The organism is Chloroflexota bacterium (assembly GCA_013152435.1).
Lineage (GTDB): Bacteria > Chloroflexota > Anaerolineae > DUEN01 > DUEN01 > DUEN01.
Genome location: JAADGJ010000096.1, coordinates 1 through 26,915, shown reverse-complemented (window position 1 = coordinate 26,915; position 26,915 = coordinate 1). Strand labels below are relative to the sequence as shown.

Annotated in this window: 18 protein-coding genes, 1 tRNA gene and 1 pseudogene; 16 read left to right on the top strand and 4 right to left on the bottom strand. The window is 65.8% G+C overall.

All coding sequences use genetic code 11. From position 1 onward, the window contains the following. Positions 1-3 precede the first annotated feature (3 nt). The 7 genes from GXP39_13760 (at position 4) to GXP39_13730 (ending at position 11,344) form a co-directional block, all read left to right on the top strand. Positions 4-954 carry a radical SAM protein gene (locus GXP39_13760; GenBank protein NOZ29098.1) on the top strand — a complete coding sequence of 317 codons (951 nt, stop codon included), beginning with the start codon at positions 4-6 and terminating at the stop codon, positions 952-954. Between the two features lie 2 nt (positions 955-956). After that, positions 957-1,268 (top strand): acylphosphatase, encoded by a 312-nt coding sequence (locus GXP39_13755; protein ID NOZ29097.1) that lies wholly within the window; start codon positions 957-959, stop codon positions 1,266-1,268. An 86-nt stretch (positions 1,269-1,354) separates the two neighbouring features. Next, positions 1,355-2,626, top strand: a complete 1,272-nt coding sequence (locus GXP39_13750) for a FecR domain-containing protein (GenBank protein NOZ29096.1) — start codon at positions 1,355-1,357, stop codon at positions 2,624-2,626. Further along, on the top strand, positions 2,616-4,292 hold the full coding sequence (locus GXP39_13745) for a hypothetical protein (GenBank protein ID NOZ29095.1): 1,677 nt from the start codon (positions 2,616-2,618) through the stop codon (positions 4,290-4,292). The genes GXP39_13750 and GXP39_13745 overlap by 11 nt, the downstream gene beginning before the upstream one ends. 239 nt (positions 4,293-4,531) lie before the next feature. Further along, positions 4,532-7,771, top strand: a complete 3,240-nt coding sequence (locus GXP39_13740; GenBank protein NOZ29094.1) for a carboxypeptidase regulatory-like domain-containing protein — start codon at positions 4,532-4,534, stop codon at positions 7,769-7,771. Positions 7,772-7,785: 14 nt separating this feature from the next. Continuing rightward, the gene (locus GXP39_13735; GenBank protein NOZ29093.1) at positions 7,786-9,087 is read left to right on the top strand and encodes a hypothetical protein; all 1,302 of its coding nucleotides are present in this window, start codon (positions 7,786-7,788) and stop codon (positions 9,085-9,087) included. A gap of 319 nt (positions 9,088-9,406) precedes the next feature. After that, positions 9,407-11,344, top strand: coding sequence for a hypothetical protein (locus GXP39_13730; GenBank protein NOZ29092.1), 1,938 nt, complete (start codon positions 9,407-9,409; stop codon positions 11,342-11,344). Positions 11,345-11,506: 162 nt separating this feature from the next. Here GXP39_13730 and GXP39_13725 read toward each other — a convergent pair whose 3' ends face one another. Further along, a complete protein-coding gene (locus tag GXP39_13725; GenBank protein ID NOZ29091.1) occupies positions 11,507-12,019 on the bottom strand; it encodes a zinc ribbon domain-containing protein in 513 nt (170 codons plus the stop codon). Between the two features lie 489 nt (positions 12,020-12,508). On the opposite strand from GXP39_13725, the gene GXP39_13720 reads away from it, so the two are divergent. The 6 genes from GXP39_13720 to GXP39_13695 all read left to right on the top strand — a co-directional run bounded on the left by GXP39_13720 (position 12,509) and on the right by GXP39_13695 (position 21,447). Further along, the gene (locus GXP39_13720) at positions 12,509-13,183 is read left to right on the top strand and encodes a JAB domain-containing protein (protein NOZ29090.1); all 675 of its coding nucleotides are present in this window, start codon (positions 12,509-12,511) and stop codon (positions 13,181-13,183) included. Between the two features lie 38 nt (positions 13,184-13,221). Beyond that, entirely contained in the window at positions 13,222-14,238 is a 1,017-nt protein-coding gene (locus GXP39_13715) for a Gfo/Idh/MocA family oxidoreductase (protein NOZ29089.1), read from the top strand. A 3-nt stretch (positions 14,239-14,241) separates the two neighbouring features. After that, positions 14,242-15,552, top strand: coding sequence for a 6-phospho-beta-glucosidase (locus tag GXP39_13710; protein NOZ29088.1), 1,311 nt, complete (start codon positions 14,242-14,244; stop codon positions 15,550-15,552). 26 nt (positions 15,553-15,578) lie between these two features. Then, positions 15,579-16,577 (top strand): ATPase, encoded by a 999-nt coding sequence (locus tag GXP39_13705; protein NOZ29087.1) that lies wholly within the window; start codon positions 15,579-15,581, stop codon positions 16,575-16,577. A gap of 481 nt (positions 16,578-17,058) precedes the next feature. After that, positions 17,059-18,633, top strand: coding sequence for a S8 family serine peptidase (locus tag GXP39_13700; protein ID NOZ29086.1), 1,575 nt, complete (start codon positions 17,059-17,061; stop codon positions 18,631-18,633). 96 nt (positions 18,634-18,729) lie between these two features. After that, a complete protein-coding gene (locus GXP39_13695) occupies positions 18,730-21,447 on the top strand; it encodes a diguanylate cyclase (protein NOZ29085.1) in 2,718 nt (905 codons plus the stop codon). Between the two features lie 349 nt (positions 21,448-21,796). Here GXP39_13695 and GXP39_13690 read toward each other — a convergent pair whose 3' ends face one another. The 3 genes from GXP39_13690 to plsX form a co-directional block, all read right to left on the bottom strand. Continuing rightward, positions 21,797-22,498, bottom strand: a complete 702-nt coding sequence (locus GXP39_13690; GenBank protein ID NOZ29084.1) for a hypothetical protein — start codon at positions 22,496-22,498, stop codon at positions 21,797-21,799. Positions 22,499-22,703: 205 nt separating this feature from the next. Then, a complete protein-coding gene (gene fabF / locus GXP39_13685; GenBank protein ID NOZ29083.1) occupies positions 22,704-23,951 on the bottom strand; it encodes a beta-ketoacyl-ACP synthase II in 1,248 nt (415 codons plus the stop codon). A 149-nt stretch (positions 23,952-24,100) separates the two neighbouring features. Then, on the bottom strand, positions 24,101-25,159 hold the full coding sequence (gene plsX / locus GXP39_13680) for a phosphate acyltransferase PlsX (protein NOZ29082.1): 1,059 nt from the start codon (positions 25,157-25,159) through the stop codon (positions 24,101-24,103). A 240-nt stretch (positions 25,160-25,399) separates the two neighbouring features. On the opposite strand from plsX, the gene GXP39_13675 reads away from it, so the two are divergent. The 3 genes and pseudogenes from GXP39_13675 to GXP39_13665 all read left to right on the top strand — a co-directional run bounded on the left by GXP39_13675 (position 25,400) and on the right by GXP39_13665 (position 26,915). Further along, a tRNA-Leu gene (locus GXP39_13675) sits at positions 25,400-25,483 on the top strand. Positions 25,484-25,636: 153 nt separating this feature from the next. After that, positions 25,637-26,218, top strand: coding sequence for a hypothetical protein (locus GXP39_13670; GenBank protein ID NOZ29081.1), 582 nt, complete (start codon positions 25,637-25,639; stop codon positions 26,216-26,218). Between the two features lie 55 nt (positions 26,219-26,273). Next, positions 26,274-26,915 (top strand): annotated as a pseudogene (locus GXP39_13665) (NAD-dependent epimerase/dehydratase family protein).

Below are 26,915 nucleotides of genomic sequence, written 5' to 3'. Positions count from 1 at the left end.
TCAATGACCGCCGCACATGAGCCCGCTTATCGAGCGTTGTTGGCGTCGGGAGAGCTGAAGCGGCGGGCGGAGCAGGCCCGTGAGATGTTGCGGGACTGCGTGGGGTGTGCCCGACATTGCCATGTGGACCGCCTGGCCGGGCAATGGGGGTCCTGCCGCACAGGCGAGCGGGCGGTCGTCTCCAGCTATTTCGCCCATTTCGGTGAGGAGGATTGCCTGCGTGGCTGGCGCGGCTCGGGGACGATCTTCTTCTCGTGGTGTAATCTGCGCTGCCGTTTCTGCCAGAACTATGAGATCAGCCAGCTCGGGGAGGGCCGGGAGGTCACCGAGGAAGAGCTGGCGGCCATGATGTTGGACCTGCAGGCGCAGGGATGTCATAACGTCAACCTGGTATCTCCCAGCCATGTCGTGCCTCAGATCCTGGGGGCATTGGTGATCGCCGCCGAGGCCGGGTTGTGCATCCCGATCGTCTACAACACGGGCGGATACGACTCGCTGGAGGCGTTGCGGCTGCTGGATGGCGTGGTCGATATCTACATGCCGGACATGAAGTATGCGGACGAAGCCGTCGCACGTCGCCTGTCCGGCGTGCCGGATTACCCAAAAGTCAACCGCGCTGCTGTCAAGGAGATGCATCGTCAGGTGGGCGATCTCGTGATCGACGAGCGAGGGGTGGCCCGGCGAGGCCTGCTCGTCCGGCATCTGGTGTTGCCCGGGGGGCTGGCGGGGACGGCGGAGATCGCACGCTTCCTGGCGGAGGAGATCTCTCCTCATACCTATATCAACGTCATGGGGCAGTATCGCCCGGCCTATCGAGCGGAGGAATTTCCGCCGTTGGATCGGCCGGTCACGCCTGAGGAGGTCCGGCAGGCGGAGGAGATCGTGCGCGCCGCCGGCCTTCATCGGTTGGATCGGCGCACTCGCACTCGCTGGATGCTCTGGACGGTGGAGTGAGGATGACCGATCGGCACGATGTCCAGGATCCGGAATCCCTGGCCAGGGTGCGGGTGGAGGTGTACGGGCGAGTGCAGGGTGTGGGGTTCCGGTATTTCGTGCAAAGCGTGGCGCGTCGATTGGGCGTCAGCGGTTGGGTGCGCAATCGGCGGGATGGCAGTGTGGAGCTGGAGGCCGAGGGGCCGCGTGCTGCATTGGAGCGCTTGTTGGAGGCCGTACGGCGGGGACCGTCGTCGGCCCGGGTACAACGTGTGAACGTGATCTGGGGCCCCTACACGGGGCAGTATCACGGATTTGAGGTGAGATTTTGGTGAGCGGTCCAGTGGGCCGATCGAGGCCGGCGTCACCCGCCGTGGAGTCGACCCCGGCGCAGCAGCTGCATGGCGCACAGGGGGCCCCCTTGGCGGACCAAATCGATGCGCCGCCGTCCTGGGCGAGCCGTCGAGGCCTGCGCGCCAATCCCGAGCGGCTGGCGTGGACGGTCCTGATCACCGCCTTTCTCCTTTTCTGCGTTCTGGTAACCTCCGTTCCGTTGGGGATCCGCTGGTTCGTCCTCTACTCCACGGAGCCTGAGCCGGCTCGTGTGGATGTGTTGGCGGATTCCGGCACGGTGTTGGTGGTGGCACCGGGCGCGCGCGAGCCCACCGCGGTGGAGTCCTCCCGGGAGATCCGGGAGGGGGACACGATCCGCACGGGGGATGCCCGGGCGATCCTGACCATCGAGGAGCCGGACGAGCCGGAAGGCGCTCTGAGCACGGTGCAGCTTTACAGCCAGACCGAGCTGACGGTGCATCGAGCTCGGCAGCCCCGGTTCCGGCGTAGCCGGGAACCGTATCAGGTGGAGTTGGAGCTGCACCGCGGCCAGGTGCGGATCCTCAACCTGCAGCCTCTCAGCCGTGCGCTGATCGTCCGGGTGTATACCCCTCATGGCTCTGTGGACCTGACCCGTGGCAGCTTTTCCATCGAGGTCGATCAGGACGAGTCGCAGGTGACGGCGCGCACGGGGAAGGCCACCGTTCGCTCCGGCGGCGCGACGATGGTGGTGCAGACGGGCGAGCGGACTGTGTTCCGCTCTGGGGCTCCCCCCTCCGAGCCGCTGCCGGCCGCCCGCAACCTGGTGCGGAACGGCAATTTCGAGGAGCCGTTGGAGACGACCTGGCAGGTGGGGACGTACCAGCACACGCCGAACGTCGCCCCAGCTACCGTGGAGGTGGTGGACGTCGGCGGGCGGCGCGCGGTCTATTTCTCCCGCCAGGCCGAGGAGGGCGTGCATACGGAGGCCTGGATCGAGCAGACGCTGGACAAGGACGTGCTGGACTACGACTATTTGAGCGTGCGGCTGGACGTGCGGCTGATCCATCAGTCGCTCCCGGGCGGCGGCTATCTGAGCTCCGAGTTCCCGGTGATGGTGCGCCTCAGCTACACGGATATCTACGGCAAACAGCTGGAGTGGGTCCACGGCTTCTATTACCGTGATCCGGACCCGGATAGCAACTGGCCCATCATCAACGGGGAGAAGATTCCGGCCTACGTGTGGTATCCCTATGAGTCGCCGAACCTGATCGATCTTCTCCAGGAGACGCGCCCCGCCCGGCTGAACTCCATTCGCATCTACGCCTCGGGATGGAATTATCAGAGCATGGTATCGGAGGTGGGAGTGATTGCCCGCTGAGACCCCTCCTTCGTTCTCAACCGTTCCCCCCTCTCACTTCGTTCGCCCCCTGATCTTGCGGCGGATCGGCTTCCTGATCCCGTTGTGCCTCTTCCTCGGCCTCTCCCTTTATCACCTTTCCCTGCCCGGCCTCCACTATGATGAGGCGCGTGAGGCGGGCGTGAACGCGATGCAGTTGTTGCTGGGCCAGCCCGTCGAGGCCTTTCGGGGGGCGGCCATACGCATCGCGGGCCAGGCGTTTCCCCTCATGGTCCAGGACTACATCGGCGCGCTCAACGTCTATCTGGCCCTCCCGTTCCTGGCGGCGGGGGGAATCCGTGTGGTGTCGCTGCGGCTGTTGCCCGTCCTGACGGCCGCGCTGACGCTCCTCCTGACGTATCGGCTGGCCGGGCGGCTGGGTGGGCCCGTGGCGGCCGGGGTGGCTGCCTTACTGCTGGCCGTCGATCCCTCGTTCGTCTTCTGGAGCCGACAGGGGATCTTTGTCACCAATATCACGGCATTGCTGGCGGTCGCCGCGGCCGGGGCGTCCCTGCGGGTTGCCCGACGTGGGCGTCCGGTGGATTGGGCGGTGTTGGGCGGGCTCTGTGGCCTGGGCTTATGGGCCAAGCTGCTGTTCGTCTGGGTCATCGGGGGCGGGCTGGTGGTTGCGCTGGCCGCCGTTGGGGCGCAGCGGCGTGGGCTTCTCCCTTCTCCTCCTGAGACACCTCGGCGCCGGATCGGGCCGGTGGTCGGCCTCGGCGCGTTCCTGTTGGGGGGGCTCCCTCTGTGGATCTTTAACCTGCAGACGGGTGGCACCCTGATCTCCATCTTCTCCAATCTGGATCGCTCCTATTACGGGGTTCAAAACGCCGACTTTCTGCACAATGTGGCGCACCGGGCGGCGCAGGTGGGCGTGCTGCTGCGCGGGGAGCACTTCTGGTATCTGGGCGCGGTGGCATCCAACCGGACGGCGCCCTGGTTGCTGGCGGCGCTGGTGGCGTTAGCCATCGTCGCCTGGGGGGTGTATCCCTCGCGTCGGCCTGCGATGCTGATGTCGCTGATCGGAGCGATGGCGTTCGTCGCCTTCTACGTGGCCCAGAGCGCGTTCACCGTGTCCGACCTGTTCGTCACCCACTACGCGACCCTGCTGCCGTTCCTGATGTTGACCGCCGGGCTGGCGGCCGGCGTGGCGGCGCGGACGGCCGGGCGCGTTGGGACGATCGTGGCGATGGCGTTGGTTTTGAGCTGGGTCGCGGGCTCCGTGGGCGTGGATGCGCGCTACCACCGTGCGCTATCCATCAGCGGCGGCCACAGCGCGCATTCCGATGCGATCTACCGGCTGGCGGACTATCTGGATCAGCGGCCGGGTCGTCCTGTGGTGGCGTTGGATTGGGGGATGGATGCCCCTGTGGAGTTTCTGACCGCCGGGCGCGTCAACCCCGTGGAGCTGTTCGGATATGAGCGTCTGGACGCGCCCGATCCGGGCTTTGCGGATCGAGTGGCGCTTTATCTGGATCGGCCGGAGACGCTCTATATCCTCCACGCCCCGGAGGATACCGTCTTCCGGGGGCGGCGGGAGGCGTTGGAGGCGATGGCGCGTGAGGCCGGGTATCGCGTGGTGGTGGAGCAGGTGATCCGGGAGCGTACGCAGCGTCCCCTCTTCCTGGTGATCCGGGTGACGCCTTGAGCGCGGACCGCAGGCTGGCAGTGTATCTTTTCGGTGGAAATACAGCGGGGAGCGCGGCGTTCCCACCATCCTGGATACGTCACCGCGGGCCTGATTCGTTGCTGTGCCCGGCCGGTTGTGTTATACTGATACACGTATAAATTGCTGATTCGATCATAGCGATCGCCCTGTTCCTGGCGTATTCGGGAGGGGCATCCTCGCTTCCCTGAATCCTCAGAGAGATCGCCCAGGAGGACGAGATGCGCATCGAGGACTTCCCTCGTCCCAAAGATGACAACGGACGTGGCGTACATTGGTCGGCCAGCGTCTACCACCCTAGCGGCTCCGACCTGGATTTCTGGATCAACGAACTGTTGGCCATGAAGATCAAATGGGTCAAGCTGCTGGATGATGGCGGCGGCTCCTCGCTGGAGCTGTGCGAGCGCTTGCTGGACGCCGACATCATGCCGATCGTGCGGCTGTACCGGAAGGAGCCCAACCCGGGGCACATCGGCGGCCGTGAGATCGAGACCATCCGGAAGCTGACCGCGATCGGCGTGCGCTACTTTGAGACGAACAATGAGCCCGACCTGCCGGCGGAGTGGAGTACCCACATGCCGGACAACTGGCTTGAGATCGTCATCGAGAACTTCATTTACGATGCCGATCGTGTTCTGGATGCGGGCGGATATCTGGCTCTGCCGGCCATGGGGGCCGGGAGCAAGGACAATCCCGTCGAGATGGTCATCCGGAAGAAACGGGGCGATCTGTTTGAGAACGGATGCTGGGTGGCCATTCATAACTACACTCTGAACCATCCTTTGGACTATCCGGATGACGATGTGAACCAGTTGGGCACTCCGCTGACCCAGGAGGAGTACGATCGATTCGGCGCGTGGGCCTGGGACTACCGATCGATCGAGGAGATCAACCGGCTTCGGGCGGAGCGCAAGAACCCGGGGGCGACCGTCTATGACGACCCGAATTGCTTCCGTGGATATCTGTGGACTGCTCGCATGATCCAGGAGGCGCTGGGCTTCATGGTGCCCATCATCTCCACGGAGGGCGGCCCCGTGGTGGGCTGGGGGGACGACAAGCGGTACCCCAAGGTGATCCCCGATCAGCACGCCGAGTGGCAGGTGGAGATCTGTCGCTTCCTCCAGGAGGAGGCCCCGGATTACTACTTCACCTGCTGTACCTGGTTGCTGGCCTCACGCGGCCTGGGTGATTTCAACCCGACATGGGACCAGATGAGCTGGTATACCCACGCCTGGGACGAACGGTTCGGTCTGAACGGGCAGTTGCCGGTGATTCAGGCGCTGAAGGACCTGCCCAGCGTCTCCCGACTGGGGCCGCAGGGGAACTCCGTGGTCACCGGGCACGTGGTGCGAGATGACAACAGCCAGCCCGTGCCACAGTTCCCGGTCATCCTGCGCCCTCTGGAGGAGACGGCCAGGGAGCGGGAGACCACCAGCGACGACGAGGGCCGCTACACCTTCGATCAGGTGGCCGCGGGCGCATACGACCTGGCCGCCGGATATGGCGACGTCGTCCAGCGGGTGCAGGTGCCCGAGGACGAGACGGTGGAGGTGGACCTCCGGGTGCCGGTGGGGAACTTCAGCTCCCTCAGCGGCCGCGTGACGGATACGCGAGGCACCCGGATGGGGAACGTCCCGGTCCGTCTGCTCACGCTGCTGGGCGAGGAGGTGGCCGCCACGACCACCGATCGCGATGGGCGTTACGAGCTGACCCGGCTCCCGGCGGGTCACTTCCGCCTGGAGGCGGCCGAGGGAGACCAGCGGGTGCGCATCGATGGCGTCGTGTTGAGCGGCTTTGATGCTAAGACGCTGGACATCACGGTGCCCGCTCCCATGGGGTACATGTACGCGGTCGTGACCAAGCGTCTATTGCCGCCCGAGGAAACGCAGGGGCGAAACGTGTTCTACGGCAGGGTACTGGACCCGTCCGGCAACGGGATCAATGGCGTCCTGGTGGAGATGCGCTGGGTGGGGGCCGATCCCGACACCGATTTCCCTCGCGTGCGCACCGGGCACGACCCATTCCGGCCGCCGGGATCTTACGAGTTCGTGCACACTCCCGGCGAGTTCATGATCCAGGTGGTCCAGGGCGACTGGGAAAGCGAGGTCGCCGATGGATTGAAGACGACGGGGATCCCCGGGCGAGAGGGGGATGCCATCACCTGGGAGGTGAACTTCCAGCTCAAGCCGATGAGCAGTGGCCAGGCCAGCGTGGTGCGCGGCCGCGTGCCGGGGGGCGCCGAGGGGACTCGCGTCTTCCTGATCGAGGGCGAGAGCGGGCAGCGATGGACCACCACCCTGGGCAGCGATGGCGGGTTCCTCTTCACCGATTTGGGGCGGGGGACCTATCAACTGGAGCTGGAGGGGATCGGCCTGATCCGTGACCACATCAACCTGGATGGGCTGAACGAGGTGAACGTCCTCTTCCCCATGCGGGGAGTCATCCAGGGGACGGTGCGGGGCGCGACATCGGGCATGACGGTGACGCTGCGGCCCCTGATCCCGGGCTGGGACTGGACACAACAGGCGCAGGTGAGCGCCCAGGGACGCTATCGGTTCACGAACCTGCCGGCCGCCCCTTACGAGATCGAGATCGACGCCCGCCACAAGGTGCAGGCCGTGTGCGACGGAGTCGGGCGATTCACGGCTCCCGTGGTCGATCTGGGCGGCACCATGCGCGGCGTGCTGCGCGGCCAGGTGCTGGACGCCGCGGCGACGCCTCAGGTGGGGGTGGTCGTCCAGTTGTGGAAGGGCGAGCAGGTGGCCGGGGAGGCGACCACCGATGAGGACGGGTGGTTCGCCTTTGGCGGCCTGGTGGCGGGCACTTATGAGCTGCGTGTCCCCGATCTGGGCCTGGTGCGTCGCAACATCGTCCTCGACGGCGTATCCGAGGTGGAGGTCACGCTGGTGCCGGAGGGAGCTCCCGCGGAGAGCGTGATCGAGGGAGAGGTGCTAGACGCCGACGGCGCACCCGTGTCAGGGCGAAAGGTGATGCTCTATCGGGATATCTGGGTGGGCGAGGATGTCACCGATCCGCAGGGCCGATACACGTTCACCGGTTTGCTCGCCGGGGAGTACATGATCTCCCTGGAGGGCGTGGGGGTCATCCACCGGGATGTGAAGCTGGACGGGCGGAATCGAGTCGAGCTGAGCTATCGCCTGTCCGCCGCCGGAGGGAAGACGTTACCCCTGTATCTGTTGTTCGGCGCCCCTGACGACCCGGACACGCGCACGGGCCTGCTGTTGGCGCAGCCGTATGTGGCGGCCAGCCGGGCCGTGGCGGGATTCAGCCTGCAGGAGGCGATGTCCGCCCAGCGGGTGACCATCATCGGCGGGGAGGACGCGGTGAGCGCCGAGGATGAGCATGCGCTGCGGGAGGCCGGCTGCGTCGTGGAGCGTCTGGCCGGTGACCTGTACGAGATCGAGCAGGCGTTGAAGGAACGGCTGCAGGCCATCGACTGAGGGGGAGGTGGCTCGTGAGCGAATGGGGACGACGGGTGCTGGATTGGGTGGTAGGTCGTCCGCCCACCGAGGAGACGCCGTCTGGGCGTTCGGGTGAGATGCAGAGGGAGACACAGCCCATGGGCAATGGTGATCCGATCAATGACGCCGAGGCGTACGGCGTTCGCGTCATCCAAATCGATGCGACCCCTGGGGAGCCGCTGTGGCGGGTGGTGCGCGTGCATCACCTGACGCCGGAGGAGAACGGGGGGAGGCATCATATCTTCCTGGACATGCTCGACGAGCAGGAACAACGGATCATGGGCGCTCAGGTGCGGGTGACCTGGGAGGGTGGCGAGCAGATCGTCACCATCGACAAGACGGATGAGGAGGCCGGGGCCGACTTCCCCATGTGGAAGTGGCAGGTGTGCGCCGTCGAGGGCGTGGGGCTGCCGTCGGACCGGGTGGAGAACCTGCATACCGGACACCCGGATGAGGCGCCGGGCAACACGTTGTTCCATCACTCGTTCCTGGTCGTGTTTCAGCGAACCGTGGTCAGCGATCAACCCTCCGAGAGCGTGTTGGCCGGGCTGGTGCGCAATGGGGCGGGGCAGACACTGGTCTTGCTACGGGGGGAGGAGGAGGTCGCCCGGGCTGACGTGGGAGCGGACGAGCGGTTCCGGTTTGAGGGATTGCCGGCAGGGACTTACGTGGTGCGCGTGGAGGGGATGGATATCTCCTCGGATCCCGTCACCCTGGATGGCCAGGACATGGCCGAGATCGAGCTCACGGTGCCGCTGATCCCCGGCGTGATCGAGGGGTGGGTGAACGGCGGGGCCGGACGCGTGGTGGTCGCGCTGCGCGATGGTACCACGGAGGCCGGACGCGCCACCGTCGCCCAAGACGAGTCGTTCCGTATCGAGGGGTTGGACCCCGGGATGTACGTCGTGGCTGTAGAGGGAACCTCCCTGGTGAGCCAGGCGATCATCCTGGCGTCCGGGGCCACGGAGACGCTTGAGCTGACGCTGACCACGGACGGCGGTGAGACGGGGGAGCGGACGCTGACGCATTACGTGTTGCTGGGGCCTGTGGGCGCCCCGGGGGAGCGGACGAACTTCCTGTTGGCCGCCGAGTATATCATGCACTTCCGCCTGGCTTTTGGCTATTCGCTGGTGGACGCGGAGCAGGCGGCGCGGGTGACGATCATCGGCGATGGGTATGGCAAGCTGGAGGAGGCGGGCCTGGTGGCCGCCGGCTGCCAGGTGGAGCGCATCAGCGGCGGGCCGGATGCCGTGCGGGCGACGCTGGCAGCCCGCATCGCCACCGGACAGCCGTGAAGGGATAGGAGTTCCGGCGCGCTCGTGGCGTGCAGAAGCGATCCAGACGTGTGAAAACTTGCGGCGGGACATCCTCCCGCCGCAAGTTCGTTAAGGGGCATGCCCGTGTCACGTTCGCCTGCGCGCCCTCCCGGCTTCCCTTCGGCGCACGATATTGCCTATCGTATCTTACCTACTGTTGAGCCCCCTTCTCCTCTGCACTTTGTGCCCGCGTGGTGGCTGTATGGTATACTGCGGCCGATGTCCCCGAGGTCTGTCCCTCGCTTTGACCGGACAAGGTGGGCTCATCGCTTGATCCTGATCCTGAGGTGGAATCGTCATGCTCTCGTGGGCGCGGAGGCGTTGGGCGCGGTGGGAGCCGGTCGCCCTGTTCCTGCTCGCATTGGCCATTCGCCTGTGGCGGTTGACATACCATAGCCTGTGGTTTGATGAATCGGTGAGCGCGTATTGGGCCAGCCGCCCGGCCTCGGAGATCGTGCGCGTGGGGCTGGAGCTGGTTCGCGATAAGCACCCCCCCGTCTACTATCTGCTCCTGCGGGGCTGGACGCTGTTGTTTGGGACCGGAGACGCGGCCGTGCGCTCCCTGGGCGTGCTGCTGGGCGCCCTGGGGGTGTTCCCCGTGTACGCTTTGGGGCGTCGCTGGGGGGGGAGGGCGGCCGGGGCTGTGGCCGCCCTGCTGTTCGTCCTCAACCCGTTCCTCGTCTGGTACTCGCAGGAGGCGCGCATGTTCATGCCCGCCGCCACCTTCGCCCTGTTCGGGTTCTGGGGGCTAGTTCGGGCGACGGAGGACATGAATGGGCGTGGCTGGATCGTGTTCGGCGTGATGTCGTTGGCTGGTGTATACGCGTACCTGTTCAACGCGCTGCTGCTCCCCGCCGCCGGGATCTGGTGGCTGATGGCCCTGGCCCGGCGGTGGCGATCCGGCGACGGCCGGGGGACGCGGTGGCTGGCCGTGACCGGCGTCCTGGCGATGGCCGGGGTGGCCATCGGATTCCTGCCGCTGGCGTGGCAGGCGTGGTTCGTGAGCGGCGTGGAATCGACCCCGGGGCGCGCCTTCGCCGATGCGGGCATCACGCTGAGGCGGTTCAGCCGTGCCTTCCTGATCCATCGCGCCCCGCTGGATGCGCTCGGCGATGTGGCCGTGCTGGCGGGGGCGGCCGCGCTGGTGGCCCTGGTGATGCAGGGGCTCCGGGGCCCGTCGCGGGACCGGAAGGGGGTGGGGGAGCTGCTCGTCATCCTCGTCGTCCCCTGGCTGATAGGGAACATCTTGCTGGCTCGCAACCAGGCGACCTTTGCCGAGACGCGATATTGGCTCTTTCTGGTGCCGTTCCTCTGCCTGGGGTGGGGGCTGAGCATCGTGCGGCTGATCCGACGGCGCACGCCCGGGACGCTCCTGTTGGGCGGGACGTTTCTGGCCGTTCTGCTGGCCGCCAACCTGGCGGCGCTGCCGTGGGACTGGCGGCCGGAGACGCGACGCGAGGACTGGCGGGCGGCGGCCCGCTACATTGAGGCTCATGAGGGTCCCAACGACGCGATCTTGATCCACGTGGATTACGTGCGCACGGCGTTCCTGCGATATTATCGGGGGAAGCTGCCCGTGTATTTCCCCTTTGGCGGCCGGCTGGATGACATGGCCCAGGTGGCCCCTCCCCTGGAGGGCATGAGCGGCTTTGACACCATCTGGCTGGTCGAATCGCACCTGGAGAACGTGGACGACGATCGCCTGGTGGAGCGCTGGCTGGGCGAGCGGTATCCGCTGGTCACCGAACAATTCCCGGCGGGGGTCGTGATCCGCGCGTACGCGGTGCGGCGGTTCCTGCCGGACCTGCCATCCGGGGTGCGGCCGTTGGAGGAAACCCTGGCGCCGGGGTTGACATTGGCGGGCTGCCGGCTGAGTGAGACGACGGTGACTGCCCGAGACGATATCTATCATCCCCCGTCCGGGTGGGTCCACGTGGCGTTGTACTGGCGGCGGTCCGGCGATCCCCCCGTGGACGCCCGGCCCCGATTACATCTGGTCGACGGGTTGGGGCAGATCTGGGGGGCGGGCCTGGAGCGCCCGCAGGGCATGTGGGCGATGTATCCGCCGGATACCTGGCCCGGCGATGCCGTGGTGCGGGACGAGCACGATGTGAACCTGAATCCGATCACGCCCCCGGGCGAGTATCGGATGCTGGTGGCCGTGGTCGGCCCCGATGGAGAGCCTCTGGGGCCGGAGGTCCCCTGTGGGTCCGTGCGCGTGGTGGAGTCCCAGTAGTCGAATCTGGCCCTCCGATCGCGGCGATATTGACATAAGGTGTCGTTGGGTGGGGAGAAGAAAGGGCTGTGAGCCATCTCTGCCCTGGCGATCCTTGTGGGCGAGGTGCTCCATGGTTGGGCGCGACGAGCGGCTCAACGATTCGTCAGGGGATGTAGATGGCTACTCCGGCCTGTCCAGGGAGGCGGTCTCCAGCGTCAGCGTCTCCTCCAGACGGCGGGGCTGTGGGGTGGTCTCCCGGGCGCAATAGGGGCAGATGACCCAGTCCAGCGCCATGAGCTTGCCGCAGCGCGGGCAAGGGGTCTTGAGGGTCTCCCGGCAGTAAGGGCATACCTGCCAGTCCGCCTGGACGGGGCGTTGGCAGCGTGGGCAAGCTGGCTGCTCCTCGATATCCCGCAGGAGGGCTTCCTCCTCCAGGGCCCGCTCGTAGGCCTCTGCCAGGGTCTCCTTGGGGCGCAAAAGCAGATAGAGGACAAGCCCGGCGCCCAGGAAGGGGGTGAAGAGCAGAACCAGCAGCGTGGCCAGGATCTGGGCGAAGATATCACGCGTGCGGGCCCGGATATCCCGGAACGTCCAGATCACCAGGCTGATCCAGAAGGCGAAGAAGAATGCGCCGGCCAGGGCCAGGATCACCTGGAGCACGACGCCGATGGTGTTCATGAGATCGGGTGACATAATGCGGGAACCCTCCCGAGCTAAGGTGTGCCCATTATATCCGACCGCGGGGACGCAAGCAAACGGATGGTGTGGTGGGTAGTGTATCCAAAATGGTGGAAATTCCGCGAGGCCCATCGCAAGCCCACAGGGGAGGTGCGGAGGGACCTCCCTCCGCCAAAACATCCTCTTTTTCCGCTTTGCATTTGCCCTTTCCCGGCCTGATTCGGGTGGGCAAGGCCGGGCGAGGCAGGTGAGGGGCGGAAACCGGGAAGTTTCTTTTGAGGGGCTGCGCCCCTCAAAGCTCCCCGCTGTATTTTCACCGAAAAGGATACACTATCGCGTGGTGGGTAGTGTATCCTCTTTGTGGAATACTCGGTCCGGGTGGCGTATCTTGGTGCGAATGTCGTGAGGAGGCAGCCTCACGAAGGTGCACAGCCGTGCGCTATCACGGGGATGCGCTCCGGCAGCTGCCGTTCGGAGGAGGCGATGAGCGTCGAATACCGGCCGATGATCCGGGATCTGCCGGTGGGGGAGCGGCCGCGTGAGCGGCTGAAGCACTATGGGGCCGGCGCCCTCTCCACGGGCGAGCTCCTGGCGATCATCCTGCGGGTGGGCGTCCATGGGGAGAGCGTCATCCAGGTGGCGAACCGGCTATTGGCCCAATACGGGGGATTGTCCGGTCTGGCCCGGGCCAGTTTTGCCGATCTGTGCGCCGAGCACGGCGTGGGGGAGGCGAAGGCCGCTCAGCTGAAGGCGGCCCTGGAGCTGGGACGGCGCCTGCTGGTGGCGTCCCCCGAGGAGAGGCCGCAGGTGACCACGCCCGACGACGCAGCCAATCTGATCGCCCTGGACATGGGGGTTTTGGAGCAGGAGGAGATGCGGGTGATCCTGTTGGACACCCGGAATCGCGTCCTGGCCATCCGGACGGTTTATAAGGGCTCGCTGAACTCCGCCGTGGTGCGCATCGGTGAGCTGTTTCGGGCGGCCATTCGAGCGAACTGTGCGGCCGTTATCCTGGCGCACAATCACCCTTCGGGTGATCCGTCCCCCAGCCCAGAGGATGTGCAGCTGACCCGGGATGCCGTCCGGGCGGGGGATCTGTTGGGCATCGAGGTGCTGGACCATCTGATCATCGGGCAGGGGCGATACGTCAGCCTGAAGCAGCGGGGATTGGGATTTTAACTCTGGGCTTCCCGGGCAGGGAAGGTGTGGAGGAGGACATGATACGAGTGGGCATCGTCGGCATGGGGATCCGTGGCATGATGTACGCTCGGGCCGTCAACCAGTCGGGGATGGGGCGTGTGGTGGCCGCGTGCGATGTCAGCGAGCGCGCCCGGCGGTCGGCGAGCGTGTTGGAGGTCCCGGTGTATGCCACGCATCAGGAGATGTACGAACGCTCGGAGTTGGACGCCGCTATCGTGGCCACGCCGGATTTCGCCCATCGAGAGCCGGCGCTGGACGCGGCCGCCCGTGGGCTGCATTTGCTGATCGAGAAGCCGTTGGCGACGACGTTGGAGGATGCGGCGGCCATTCGGGAGGCGGTGAGGACGGCGGAGGTGCGCTGCATGATCGCCTTCGAGAATCGCTGGAATCCGGCGTTCGTGACCGCCCGGGCGGCCATCCAGCGCGGGGACCTGGGCGCGGTGCGCTGGATCAACGCCCGCCTGAACGACACCATCTGGGTGCCCACCGGCATGCTGGGATGGGCGGCTCGATCCAGCCCGGGGTGGTTCCTGTTGCCTCATCTGGCCGACCTGGCGATGTGGCTGTCTGGCGCCCAACCCCGGCGGGTGTACGCCGTCGGGCTGCGGGGACAGCTGGCCGGGCGTGGCGTGGACACCTGGGACGCGTTGCACACGACCGTGGAGTTCGAGCCGGAGATGACGGCCGTGTTCGAGACGGCATGGACGCTCCCCGAGTCGCTTCCCACCGTGTACGACTTCAAGTTTGAGCTGGTGGGGGAGCGGGGCGCCCAGTTCATCGATACCCAGGACCAGATGATCCACCAGGCGGGCGAGCGCTGGAGCTATCCGGGCACGCTGGTCGGCGAGATCGATGGCGTGCTGCGCGGGTTCCCGGTCTGGATGGTGGAGCACTGGCTGCGTGGGTTGTCCGCCGGGGAGGAGTTTTCGGCGGATGTGGATCAGGGATATGCGGTGACCCGGTTGTGCTGGGCTGCGCATCGCTCGGCGGAGACCGGGCAGCCGATCGATCTGAAGGATGAGGAGGTTGGGTGAGAAATGAGTCGTGATCTGAAGGTCGCCGTGATCGGGGCGGGAAGTTCGTACACGCCCGAGCTGATTGAGGGGTTCGTGGAGGCCCGCGAGGAGTTGAACGTGGCCCGCATCGCCATGATGGACATCGACGAGCAGCGGCTGAGCATCGTGGGCGGGTTGACGGAGCGCATGTTGCAGGCGGCGGGCGTGAGCGTCGAGTTGGAATTGACCACCGACCGCCAGAGGGCCCTCGAGGGGGCGCATTACATCATCACGCAGATTCGTGTGGGGCAGATGGCCGCCCGGGTGCAGGATGAGAAGATCCCCCTGCGCTTCGGCGTCATCGGCCAGGAGACCACGGGGCCGGGCGGGTTTGCCAAGGCGTTGCGCACGATCCCGGTCCTCCTGGACATCGCCCGGGATATTCAGCGGTTGGCCGCGCCGGGCGCTTTCCTGGTGAACTTCACCAATCCGTCCGGGCTCATCACGGAGGCGTTGCTACGCTACAGTGAGATCTCCGTGATCGGTCTGTGCAACCTTCCCATCGGGATCGAGATGCGCCTGGCGAAGGAATTCGGCGTGGACCGACGGCGCGTCACCATCGATCACGTGGGGCTGAACCATCTCAACTGGCTGCGAGGGGCCTGGGTAGACGGCCGGGACGTCTGGGATCAGGTCTTCCAGAAGGCAGTAGAGGAGGCCCGCCGGCGTGAGGACGATGATTGGGGGTTCTCGGCGGAGCTGCTGGAGACCCTGCAGTGCATCCCGTGTGGGTACCTGAACTACTATTACAACCGGGATCGGGTGCTGGAGAAGCAGCTTAAGGCGAAGAAGACGCGCGGGGAGGAGGTCATCGAGATCGAGCGCCAGCTGATGGAGATGTACCGGGATCCCCAGTTGCATGAGAAGCCCAAGCTGCTGGAGGAGCGGGGAGGGGCCTACTACTCCAAGGCGGCCGTCTCGCTGATCTCCGCCATCGAGAACGATAAGAAGGAGGTGCACGTCGTCAACACGTTGAACCGGGGCGCCGTGCCCGATCTCCCGCCGGATGTGGTCGTGGAGATCCCATGCGTGGTGGGGGCGGGCGGCGCTCGTCCCCTGGTGACGGCCCCCATGGCGCCCGAGATCCTGGGGTTGACCCAGCAGGTGAAGGCGTATGAGGTGCTGGCGGCCAAGGCGGGTGCGGAGGGCGACCGACGTGCCGCTCTGCAGGCGTTGCTGGCGCATCCGTTGGTGCCGTCGTTCTCCGTCGCCCAGGGGCTGCTCGACGCGCTCCTGGAGGCGAATCGCCCGTTCCTCCCCCAGTTCTTCGGGGAGAGCTCGAAATCTTCCTGACGGGATCTGGCGTGGAGGAGGGGGATATGCGCTACTTCCTGGGTATGGACGCGGGCGCGTCGAAGACGTTCTGCGTGGTGGGGGATGAGCAGGGGCGTATCCTGGGGTTTGGCCGCGGTGGCCCGGGGAATCACCAGGGGCCGGGCCTGGAGGCCGTGATCGCCGAGTATCGCCGGGCGGGGGAGGAGGCGCTGGAGCAGGCTGGCCTGCGGGGGGAGCAGATCGCTCATGGGGCTTTCTGCCTGGCCGGCGCCGATCTCCCCCAGGATTACGCCATGCTGATCCCGGCGGTGCGCGCCTTGGGGCTGGCGCAGGAGATCACGGTCAAGAACGACACCATGGCCGCCCTGCGGTCAGGGCTCAGTCGGCCGTGGGGGGTGACGGTGATCTGCGGATCGGGCACCAACGCGGCCGGGCGTGGCCCGGATGGGACTGAGATCGTGTTCCCCGGCCTGGGGTGGCACTCAGGCGATTGGGGGGGCGGCGGCGATCTGGCACGGGAGGCGATCCGCCGCGTGATGCGGGCATGGGACGGACGCGGCCCGCAGACGATGCTGACGGAGATGATCCTGGAGGAGTTCGGGCTGGAGGATATGGAGGCCCTGCTGCACGCCCTCTATGAGGGCGATGTGCGGTCGAAGATCTATCAGCTGCCGCCCCTGATCTTTGAGGCCGCCTACCGAGGGGACCCGGTCGCCCAGGAGTTGATCACCATGCAGGGCGAGGAGGTGGGGATCACGGCCGGGACGATCATCCGCCGTCTGGGGCTTGAGGACACGGATGTGGAGGTGGTGCTGGGCGGGAGCATCTTCAAAGGGAAGGGGCCGTTGCTCTTCGATGTCATCCGGGCGACGGTGCATCGCGTGGCCCCGCGGGCTCGCATCATCGTCCCGGAGTTCGAGCCGGTGATCGGGGCCTGGCTGATCGCGTTGGAGGCGGCCGGCGGGCGGGCCACTCCCGAGGTGTACCAGCAGTTGCGGGCTACCATGCCCGAGCCGTTGCGTCGACCGCAGGTGTCCGTGTAGCCTTCCCGCTCCTGCGGGGCGTATCTGAACATACCGGCAAGGTGCCGGGGGCATTCCCCTGCGACATGCCCCACGGGAGGGGGTGTGGAGAAGATCCCTCCGCTTTCCTGGCCGCGTGTTGTGGCGGCACGGCGCGCCGTGTCCCCACTTGAATTCAGCGCCGTGGTGTGGAGGCGCACAGCCGTACGTCCCGCATTGTGCCATGTATGTCGATGTGAGAGAGGGGTTTCGGAGGGGCGCCGCCCCTCCGGGCCTCTCCGCGGCAGGGGCGGGGGGATGTCTCAGATATGCTTTAGGGTGCTCTCCCACGGTCACTGGGACGAAAATACCAGTCATTATACCTTGTGTTGCTCAATCTACCCGTAGACAATCCGTAAATTCTCCGAGTATAATGGGAGTGATTGTAAAAGGGGTGGCACCGATGGGTGCCTAGCTGCTGCAAGAGATCTCACCGGACTGCTGGCGTGTAAGGGAGGGGATAATGACCGTGACTTCTGCATCTCTGGGTGGTCGAAGGTCCACTGCCATGTGGCAATGGGTGTTCCGCATGGCGTTAATTCTGGCGCTGTTGTTGTCTATCGTGGGGAGCGCAGCGCCAGCAGTTGCGGGTGATCTGGGCGAGCCGATACGCGTGATCGTGCAGCGGGCGGATACCAGCCCGGCGGCGGAGGCGTTCACCCGTTCTCTGGGCGGCCAGGTTCTGGCGGATTTGCATTTGATCAACTCCTTTGTGGCGCTGGTGCCCCAGTATGCGTTGGAGAGGCTGGCGGCCCATCCGAGCGTGCGCGCGGTCACCGTGGATGGGCCATTGGTTCGTCATGCACGCCTGGCCGACGACGATGATGATGATGACGATGATGACGATGTGAAGAGGTTGAAGAATACGTATAACCTGTCCGTGGAGGCGATTCCCGCCTGGATGGAGGGGATACTCGGGCAGGGGGTGACCGTAGCGGTTGTAGACAGTGGCGTTGAGAAGAGGACGGCGAAGGGACGTATCCGGAGCGACTTTGGCCAGGGACGAGGCACCCGGCTGAAGGTGCGGGTCAGCACATCGACCATCAGCCCGCATGTGAACGATTTCTATGGACATGGCACCGCGGTGGCGGGCATCATCGGGGGCGATGGGGCGATCTCCCGTGGGAAGTACATCGGCATCGCGCCCCGGGTGAACCTGGTCAGCGTGAAGGTCGGCGGCGATGATGGGACGGGCTATGAGTCGGATCTGGTCGCGGGGTTGCAATGGCTGTACGATCATCGCGATGAGCTGAACGTGCGGGTCATCAACCTCTCCGTCACGGGCGCGACGCCGCGATCCTACCACGAGAGCCCCCTGGACGCCGCGGTTGAGGTCATGTGGTTCAACGGCTTCGTGGTCGTGGTGGCCGCGGGCAACAACGGCGGCGACGGCATCCTGTACCCGCCCGCCAACGATCCGTTCGTCATCACGGTGGGCGCCGCGGACGAGCAGGGCACCCCGGATATCCAGGATGACACGATCCCCGCATGGTCCGCGTGGGGTGTGGATGAGGCCGGGCGGGTGAAGCCCGATCTGGTGGCGCCGGGCCTTCGCCTGGTGACGACCCTGGCTCCCCGGTCGGTGTTCCGCAAGGAGCATCCGCAGGCCATCGTGGATAAGTGGTACATCCGCTTCTCCGGGACCTCCGCCTCCACGGCCGTGGTCTCGGGCGCCGTGGCGCTGCTGCTGGAGGAGGAGCCCGAGCTCACGCCGGACCAGGTGAAGTATCGGTTGTGGATGGCCGCCCGCTCCTGGCCGGGCATGGATCCCGCCCGGGCCGGGTATGGCTATTTGAGCGTGAAGCGGGCGTTGGAGATGTCCACCACGGAATCGGCCAACGTGGGCATTCAGATCAGCCAGTTCCTGACCCCGCCGGATACGCCGATCTATTGGGATGGCGTGAACTGGGGCGGTGTGAATTGGGGTGGCGTGAATTGGGGCGGCGTGAACTGGGGCGGTGTCAATTGGGGTGGTGTGAATTGGGGTGGCGTAAACTGGGGCGGCGTGAACTGGGGAGCTTACTTCTTTGACGATTGATCCTCTCCCCTCGTTATAGGATCGAAAGGCTGCCCGCCCGTGCCTTGTATGCAAGGGTGGGCAGCCTTCGTCGTATCGCATGGAGGAACGAGACTTATGGGGCAGCAATGGAAAGTATATCCGGAGAAGAAGACCCTGACCCCATCCTCGCAGCCGTTTCGCGAGATATCGCTGTCGGCCCAGCTTTTCGTGGGCGGCGTCGTGGTCCTGGTGGGTGCCCGGTTCATCAGCGAGGTGCTTACGCTCCCGGCGCAGTCTGTGGACTGGGCGGCTTTTGTGTTCTTATTGATCGGGGCGATCGTCGCCCGGCTATTCGGGGTGGCCGCCCTCCGTTACTCCATCTATCATGCTGCGCTGGGCTTCATCTTCCCCGCGTTCTTCCTGGTCGGGCCGGGGCTGGCCGGTATCATCATCGCGATCTCGTACGGGGTTGCGGCGTGGCGGCAGCGGCAGCGGTGGTATATCGCCGCCTTTAACGCCTCTACCCACTTCCTGGCGGGATGGCTCGCCTATCAGGTGTGCTATAGCATCGTGGGCGATGGCAGCCTGCTATCCCTGAAGGGGGAGCTGGGGCTTCTGACCGGCGCGGTGATTTACGTCACCGTGAACCACGTGTTGGTGGCCTTGGGCATCCTCCTGGTCCGGGGGGTGGCCTCCTGGAAAGCCCCGACGTTTGACGTGGAGGGGATGAGCACCGACTTCCTCCTGCTCTGTATCGGGGCGAGCCTCGTCGTGCTGTGGCAGATCCTGCCGCCGCTGAGCCTCTTCTCCCTCGTATCCCTGATCCTGGTGCGCCGGGCGTTGGGGATACCGCTCCTGGAGGAGGAGGCGCGCGTCGATTCCAAGACCCGGCTGTATAACGCCAAACATGGCAACGTCGTATTGGAGACGGAGCTGCGGCGGGCGCGGCAGCTGGGGCAGCCGCTGTCCGTGTTGATGGCGGATCTGGATGGCCTACGCCGGGTCAACAACACATATGGGCACCTGGTGGGGGATGAGGTCCTGCGACAGGTGGCCGACGTGATCCGATCCACCGTGGGGCCGCGAGGTGTGGTGTCGCGCTTTGGGGGCGAGGAGTTCGTGGTCGTGCTGCCCGGCAGCGATACCCACGAGGCGTTGGCCGTTGCGGAGCGCATACGAAAGCGGGTGGAGGCGCTGTCGCTCACCCCGTCGGAGGGCGGGAAGCCAATTCACGTGACGATCACGGTGGGCGTCGCCACGTATCCGGATGACGCGGAAACCCCCATCGATCTTCTGCGTCGGGCGGACGCGGCATTGTATCTGGGGAAGGACCGGGGGCGCAATCAGGTATGCGTGGCGAGCGCTGTGGACATGCGGCTGCAGGAGGAACGGTCCTCGTCGCCCGTCCAGAGCGCCGAGGTGAAGAAGGCCCCGGCGGAGCAGCCCAAGGTGATCGCCGGCGCGGCGAAGTCGGATATGCCGAGCTGGGATCTGTGGGCGCTGATCGCCGTGGTGGTGGCCGCTGGGGCGGCTTTGATGGTGTATTACCTGCCGCGTGCGACCTCGGTCGATCTCACGGCGTTGATCATGTTGATCGCGCTGGCCTGGGCCAGCGAGGGCTTGGCGCTGGACCTCTACATGGCCAGCACCGTTTCCCTGGGCTTCGTGATGTCGCTGGCGGCTGCGTTCCTGTTGGGACCGCCTGGCGTGGCCGCGCTGGCCCCGGTCATCGCGCTGACCCACGCCTATCGCCGCCGGCCGCCGTGGTATCAGGCGGCGTACAACCTGGCGGCTCACATGTTGGCCGGCACGGCCGCCAGCCTGGTGTTCCAGGCGTTGGGCGTTCCGGTCAACGCTCGGTCGCTACTGGCGTTGATCGTGCCCAGCGCCCTGGCTGCGGGGGTGTACTACGCGATCAACGTGGGTCTGGTCTCCACGGCGGTGGCGCTGGATGAGCGTCGCAATCCGATCCAGGTCTGGAAGGAACAGTTCCAGTGGCTGTGGGTGCACTACATCGCCCTGGGGTTCCTGGCGCTGGTGCTGGCCGTCGCATATGCGGGCCTGGGGGTGTACGGCGTCTTCGCCTTCCTCGTCCCGCTGTTCATCGTGCGGTACGCGCAGAAGCAGTACATCGATCGCACGGCGGACAACATCCGCGCTCTGAAGGCCTTGAACCAGGACCTGATGGCCGCCAACGCCGAGATCCGTCAGGTGAACGAGGAGCTGCTCGGCTTGCTGGCGAACGTGATCGATTTCCGGGACCCTTACGTGTACAACCATTCTGAGCAGGTGGCGGCTTACGCGGTGGCGATCGCTCAGGAGATGGGGCTGTCGAGCACCCAAATCGATACGTTGCGCCGGGCTGCCATGTGTCATGACGTGGGGAAGGTGGGGATCCCGGATGCGATCCTGAACAAGCCGGGGCGTCTGACGGATGAGGAATACCATGTGGTGAAGGAACACGTGAACATCGGCGCGGAGCTGCTGGAGAGCAGCCATGTGCTCCACCGGCTGATCCCGACCGTGCGCCACCATCACGAGCGCTGGGATGGCACCGGCTATCCCGATGGGTTGGCCGGGGAACAGATCCCCCTGGAGGCGCGCATCCTCGCCGTGGCGGATGCGGTGGAGACCATGGCGTCCGACCGCCCGTACAAGCGAGGGATGTCGCCGGATCAGATCCTGGAGGAGTTGCAGCGGTGTGCGGGCACCCACTTCGACCCCGCCGTGGTGACCGCCTTTGTGCGCGTGATCGAGCGGGAGGGGAAGGACTTCATCGTCAATTCAGCCCGCCGCGTGTCGCCCGACCGTCGTGTGCAGTGGGTGCCGCAGCCCAGCCTAGCCCCGGGATGATACCGTGATGGAAGGGGAGCCACAGGTCGGCTCCCCCATTGGTATCAAATTAAGCGATACGGAAGCGTGGCCCCGCATCTCTGGGGTGGCTCGGAGGGGCGGTGGAGGGGCGGTAGCCCCTCCGAAGAACTCTATTTTCAGGCCCTCACCTGCCCCGTGGGGCCGGAGGCCACCGGCCAAAGCCCCAACCAGGCAGGTAAAAGGCGAGAGAAAGAGTTTTTCTGCGGAGGGGCTTCCCCTCCGCACCTCCCCTTTCAAGTGCGACCGCCCGTGGAGGGAAAAAGCGACAGGCGGGGGCCTCGCTTATGCTGTTAAGTTGATGCGAATAGGAGCCACAGGTCGGCTCCCCTCACTTCTTCTTTCGTTTCCCCCCCTGGAAAAGCTCCTCAAGCGTCTGCCGCTGACGCTCGTTCAGCACTCGCTTCCTGGCATAGTTGCGGAACCAGCTCCTCAACCTGTTGGCGGGCAGAACTGGCACGGTGGGATCGTGCAGCTCAAGCTGCACTTTAGGATGGATGAACACGACCGCCCCATACACGGGTGGGATCTCCCCCTCGGGTAGGTGCTGTGCCAGCCACTCCTTCATGTGCTCGATCTCGCTCTGGAGCTCCTTGGTCGGATTCCCCAATCCCTCCTGGCCCAGCGCCGCGAAGATGCGGGTGATCCGGAAGGGCTGCCGCCATCGGTCGCCCTCGCAGATCACCCGGCCGCTCTGATCCCGGGTGATGAACACGAAGACGCCGGGCGGGCCGACCACGACGTATGGGAGGGGGGCTGTCCACGCGAAGAAGACGTATCGATCGTCGAATCCCCTCAGCTCTCGGCTCAGGACCTGATCCGGGCGCGGACGTCGCCCGAAGCGGCGGAGCTGGTATGTGCCGATGTTGGCGGCGATGAAGCCCAGGATCAGGCAGGCGAAGGCGATGTAGATGTACTCCGGTCGAAAGGAAGCGGCCATGCCGGCCGCCAATATGCCAAGCCCTACCCAACTGGCGATATTCCCGATACGGGCTCGCCGTTCGATGTACTTATCGTTCGTGATCACACGCATGCGGTTTGCATCCTCCTGGTTGCTACAGGGTGAAACGCCTCCGCTCGCCGAGCCGAGGGGCGGCATGGAAGCGGCTGCAGGTGATCTTCAGGTGCTCACGTGCCCTGGCTCGCTTTGCCCCTGGCGCCGACGGGGACCCAGGCCCAGGCCGGGCCTGGGATCGTCTCTTGCAGACGGAACCTCGGGGTGATCCCCTGAATGTGTATTACGGCTCCCACTTGGCGACCACCACGCACGCGTTTTGCCCGCCCAGGCCGAAGGAGTTGGAGAGGGCCGCCCGCACCCGGGTGCGGCGCGCCTCGTTGGGCACGTAGTCCAGGTCGCACTCCGGATCGGGGAACTCGTAGTTGATGGTGGGATGGATCAGGTCCTGCTGCACCGCGTACACCGTGGCGATGGCCTCGATGGCTCCCGCGCCTCCAAAGCAGTGGCCGATCATGGACTTGGTGGAGCTGACCGCCAGCCGGTCCGCGTGGGCGCCGAAGACGTGCCGGATGGCCCGGGTTTCGATGGCGTCGTTCAGGGGAGTGGACGTGCCGTGCGCGTTGATGTAGTCGATCGCCTCCGGTGGCAGGTGGGCGTCGGCCAGCGCCCACTTCATCGCGTGGATCGCCCCGGTGCCGTCCGGGTCGGGCTGGGCGACGTGATACGCGTCGGCGGAGGCGGCGTGCCCGACCAGCTCGGCGTAGATGCGGGCGCCGCGAGCCAGCGCGTGATCCAGCCGCTCCAGGATCAGGATGCCGCATCCCTCGCCGATGACGAACCCATCCCGCTTGGCGTCAAAGGGACGGCTTGCCCGCTGCGGGTCGTCGTTGCGGGTGGATATGGCCCGCATGGCGGAGAACCCGGCGTAGAAGGTCTCGCAGATCAAAGCCTCCACGCCGCCGGCGATCACGATATCAGCGGCCCCCTGGCGGATCCACTCCATCCCCTCGCCGATGGCCTGGGTGCCGGCGGCGCAGGCGGTGACGACGGTGTTGTTGGGGCCGCGCGCCCCGTAGAACTGGCTGATGTGGAAGGCCGGCATGTTGGGCAGCCCGCCCGTGGCCGTCAGAGGCCGCACGCGCATGGGGCTATTGGGTTGTCTGCGCAGGAGTTTCTCGTAGAATTCGAACCCGCCCAGCCCCGTGCCGATGATCACCCCGGTCCGGAATCCCCCGTCGGGGAGCGTGTCCAGCCCGGCGTCGGCCAGGGCCTCCCCGGCGGCGACGACGCTGAATTGGGAGCAGCGCGCCATGCGTCGGGCTTCCGCTCGCGGGATGTGCGAGGTGGGATCGAACCCCTTCACCTCCGCCCCGAAGCGGGTGGGATAGGGAGTGGCGTCGAATTGGGTGACGGGCCCGACGCCGGAGCGGCCGGCCACGAACGCCTCCCAGCTCTCCGGCGCGCTCAGGCCGACAGGGGTGATGGCCCCCATGCCGGTGACGACGACCCGCGGCCGCGACGGGGACATCAGATCGGCCAGTTCGGCCAAGACTTCCGGAGAGACCTCCGTGTGGTCGGGATCTGCATCCACGGCTTGAAGCGCTTGGAGCAGCACCCTTCGGGCTGTTGGGGTCATGTGGCGTAGGCGTTCTCGCAAGGCTTCTATCGACTGCATTGTCAATCCCTCTTCCTTGTGGCTGGTATCTGGGCGACTCGTTGGATTCCCTCTTCAATGGCCGGGACCAGTTTCTGTTCCACCGCGGCCATGGCCTGTCGCAGCATATGTCGGACGGCGTAGGCGTCGGAGCGCCCATGGCCGATGACGACGACGCCGTTGACGCCGAGAAGCGGTGCACCTCCGATCTCTCGCCAGTCGAGCTGGCGGCGTGTACGTCGCAGCGTGGGGGTCATGAGCAGCACGCCCGGCAACGTGAGCACCAGACCGGGCACCATCAGGAGAAGACCGATCCGGTCACGCCACGTGCCCGTGACCTGTTGGACGAGCATGCGTCCGAGGAAGCTGATGATCCCCTCCGTCAGCTTGATGATGACGTTGCCGGTGAACCCATCGGTGACGATCACGTCGGCGAGATTGCGATGGATATCCTTCCCCTCGATGTTGCCCACGAAGTTCAACCCGCTGGCCTTCAGGAGGGGATACGTCTCCCGTACCAGCATGGAGCCCTTGTCCGGCTCCTCGCCGTTGGATACGATCCCAACCCGGGGTTGGGGGATCCCGTGGATCTTCTCCGCGTAGGTCGCCCCCATGACGGCGAACTGAAGCAGGTACTCCGGCTTGCAGTCGGCGTTGGCGCCGATATCCAGGAGGATATAGCGTCGGGGCGGCGCGGGGTAAATGGTGACCAGGGCGGGGCGGATCACGCCAGGGATACGGCCTAGCCCGAAGAGGGCCGCCGCCATCACCGCTCCTGAATTGCCCGCGGAGGCGAAGGCGTCGGCTTGCCCCTCCTTCACCAGGCGCATGGCGACCACCATGGACGCGTCCCGTTTCTGTTTGACGGCTACCGTGTGTTCCTCCATGCCGATGACCTGAGAGGCGTGCACAATGGGCAGGCGGAGGCCGCTGGTGTCGTGCTTGCGGAGTTCCTCCTGGAGGCGGCGTTCATCGCCGACCAGGATCACCTCCAGATCGTACGCGCGGGCGGCCTGTACGGCGCCGGCTACGGCGGCCTCCGGGGCGTGGTCCCCCCCCATGGCGTCCAATGCGATTCTCATGGGGCTTCCTCCTTTGCCGGCGGTGGCGGGGTGGGGTGTGCCTCGGTGTGACGTCCTGAGATCCCAAAGTTAGGAAGGGTAAGCGGACGGGCTTTCATAAGGTGTGCTGACTCCTGGAGGTGGGTATGTCCGGGTTGGACCGCTCCCGATGAGACGGGAAGCGAGCTTAAAGGACATTCTACGATAGCCTGGCGCGATTGACAAGCGGGTAAATCGTGTTTATAATGGGGCCTGCGAAGAGCCCCCGTGGTGGAATTGGCATACACAGCAGGTTGAGGGCCTGTGCCCGATAAGGGCGTGCCCGTTCGAGTCGGGCCGGGGGCACCTATATGGGCCTCTGGAAGCGTTCTCGAAGGAAAGCGAGGGGCGGACAGTGGCCGTTTTCTTGACGGAAGAGGAGGTGCCGGGACCTCTCTTCCGATTTTTTGTTGTGGAGGTCCCGGCTTTGTTGCATGGCTGAGACATGGCGGACGAGAAATGGCACTTCATTGGTACGCCTTACACACCAAGCCGCATCGCGAGTTCCAGGTCGCCGATCTTCTCCTCTCGAAGGAGATCGAGGTTTTCCTCCCCCTGATCCCCACCCGTCACCGTCGTCTGGGCACTGTGGAGCGCCCGCTCTTCCCCTGCTACCTCTTTGCCCGCCTGGATCTGGACGCCCAGGGGTTATCCGTCGTGCAGTGGACGCCGGGGTTGCGCCGTGTGGTGGCCTTCGGCGAGCGGCCCGTTCCCATCCCGGATGAGGTCATGGACCATTTGCAGAAGCGGGTGCAGGAGGTGCAGGCCGCAGGCGGGCTCCCCGCGCACGGCTTCCGCCCGGGGGATCGCCTGCTGATCACCCATGGCCCGCTGCGCGGCCTGGAGGTCGTTTTCCAGGGGCCGATGCGACCCAGCGAACGGGTGCGGGTCCTGATGGAGTTCCTGGGGCAGCTGCGGGAGGTGGAGATCCCCGTGGACGATGTCCGGCGCGTGCCGGATAACGTGCGTCGCCGGACGCGACGTACACGGGGAAAAGGGCGCCGGATTCGCTCTCGAAAGGACCCGGACGCCGAAAAGTAAAGCCGAGCGCGACGCCCGAGGCGAGCGAGGGCGGCCGCGGGATCGGGGAGACGTCATGCACTATCTGATCACCGGCGGGGCGGGGTTCATCGGATCGCATCTGGCCGAGGCCATGTTGGCCGATGGCCACCAGGTGACGATCATCGATGACCTTTCCACCGGCCGCTTTGAGAACATCGCCCATCTGCGGGGACGGGCCGGCTTCCGGTTCGCCATCGACTCCATCAGATCGTCCTGGATCGCCTGGTCAGCGAGTGCGATGCCATCTGCCATCTGGCGGCGGCCGTAGGTGTCGACCTGATCGTGCGCCACCCCACCTATACCATCGAGGCGAACGTGATGGGGACGGAGGCGGTGCTGAAGGCGGCCGCGCGCTATCGGGTGCCCGTGTTGCTCGCGTCGACGTCCGAGGTGTATGGGAAGGGAGTTCGGGTCCCCTTTCAGGAGGATGACGACGTGGTGCTGGGACCGACCTCCCGCAGCCGGTGGTCCTATGCCGCCTCCAAGATGGTGGACGAGTTCCTGGGGCTGGCATATCATCGGGAGCACGGATTGCCTGTCGTGATCGCCCGACTGTTCAACACCGTGGGGCCGCGCCAGACGGGGCGATATGGGATGGTCGTGCCGCGTTTCGTGGGGCAGGCCCTGCGCGGGGAGCCCATCACCGTCTACGGCGACGGGCAACAGAGCCGCTGCT

Bases quoted from the DNA above. Each gene is read 5' to 3' on its own strand.
- GXP39_13760 (NOZ29098.1), top strand. From the start codon at position 4: ATGACCGCCGCACATGAGCCCGCTTATCGAGCGTTGTTGGCGTCGGGA.
- GXP39_13755 (NOZ29097.1), top strand. From the start codon at position 957: ATGACCGATCGGCACGATGTCCAGGATCCGGAATCCCTGGCCAGGGTG.
- GXP39_13740 (NOZ29094.1), top strand. From the start codon at position 4,532: ATGCGCATCGAGGACTTCCCTCGTCCCAAAGATGACAACGGACGTGGC.
- GXP39_13730 (NOZ29092.1), top strand. From the start codon at position 9,407: ATGCTCTCGTGGGCGCGGAGGCGTTGGGCGCGGTGGGAGCCGGTCGCC.
- GXP39_13725 (NOZ29091.1), bottom strand. From the start codon at position 12,019: ATGTCACCCGATCTCATGAACACCATCGGCGTCGTGCTCCAGGTGATC.
- GXP39_13720 (NOZ29090.1), top strand. From the start codon at position 12,509: ATGATCCGGGATCTGCCGGTGGGGGAGCGGCCGCGTGAGCGGCTGAAG.
- GXP39_13715 (NOZ29089.1), top strand. From the start codon at position 13,222: ATGATACGAGTGGGCATCGTCGGCATGGGGATCCGTGGCATGATGTAC.
- GXP39_13710 (NOZ29088.1), top strand. From the start codon at position 14,242: ATGAGTCGTGATCTGAAGGTCGCCGTGATCGGGGCGGGAAGTTCGTAC.
- GXP39_13705 (NOZ29087.1), top strand. From the start codon at position 15,579: ATGCGCTACTTCCTGGGTATGGACGCGGGCGCGTCGAAGACGTTCTGC.
- GXP39_13700 (NOZ29086.1), top strand. From the start codon at position 17,059: ATGACCGTGACTTCTGCATCTCTGGGTGGTCGAAGGTCCACTGCCATG.
- GXP39_13695 (NOZ29085.1), top strand. From the start codon at position 18,730: ATGGGGCAGCAATGGAAAGTATATCCGGAGAAGAAGACCCTGACCCCA.
- GXP39_13690 (NOZ29084.1), bottom strand. From the start codon at position 22,498: ATGCGTGTGATCACGAACGATAAGTACATCGAACGGCGAGCCCGTATC.
- fabF (NOZ29083.1), bottom strand. From the start codon at position 23,951: ATGTCCCCGTCGCGGCCGCGGGTCGTCGTCACCGGCATGGGGGCCATC.
- plsX (NOZ29082.1), bottom strand. From the start codon at position 25,159: ATGAGAATCGCATTGGACGCCATGGGGGGGGACCACGCCCCGGAGGCC.
- GXP39_13670 (NOZ29081.1), top strand. From the start codon at position 25,637: ATGGCACTTCATTGGTACGCCTTACACACCAAGCCGCATCGCGAGTTC.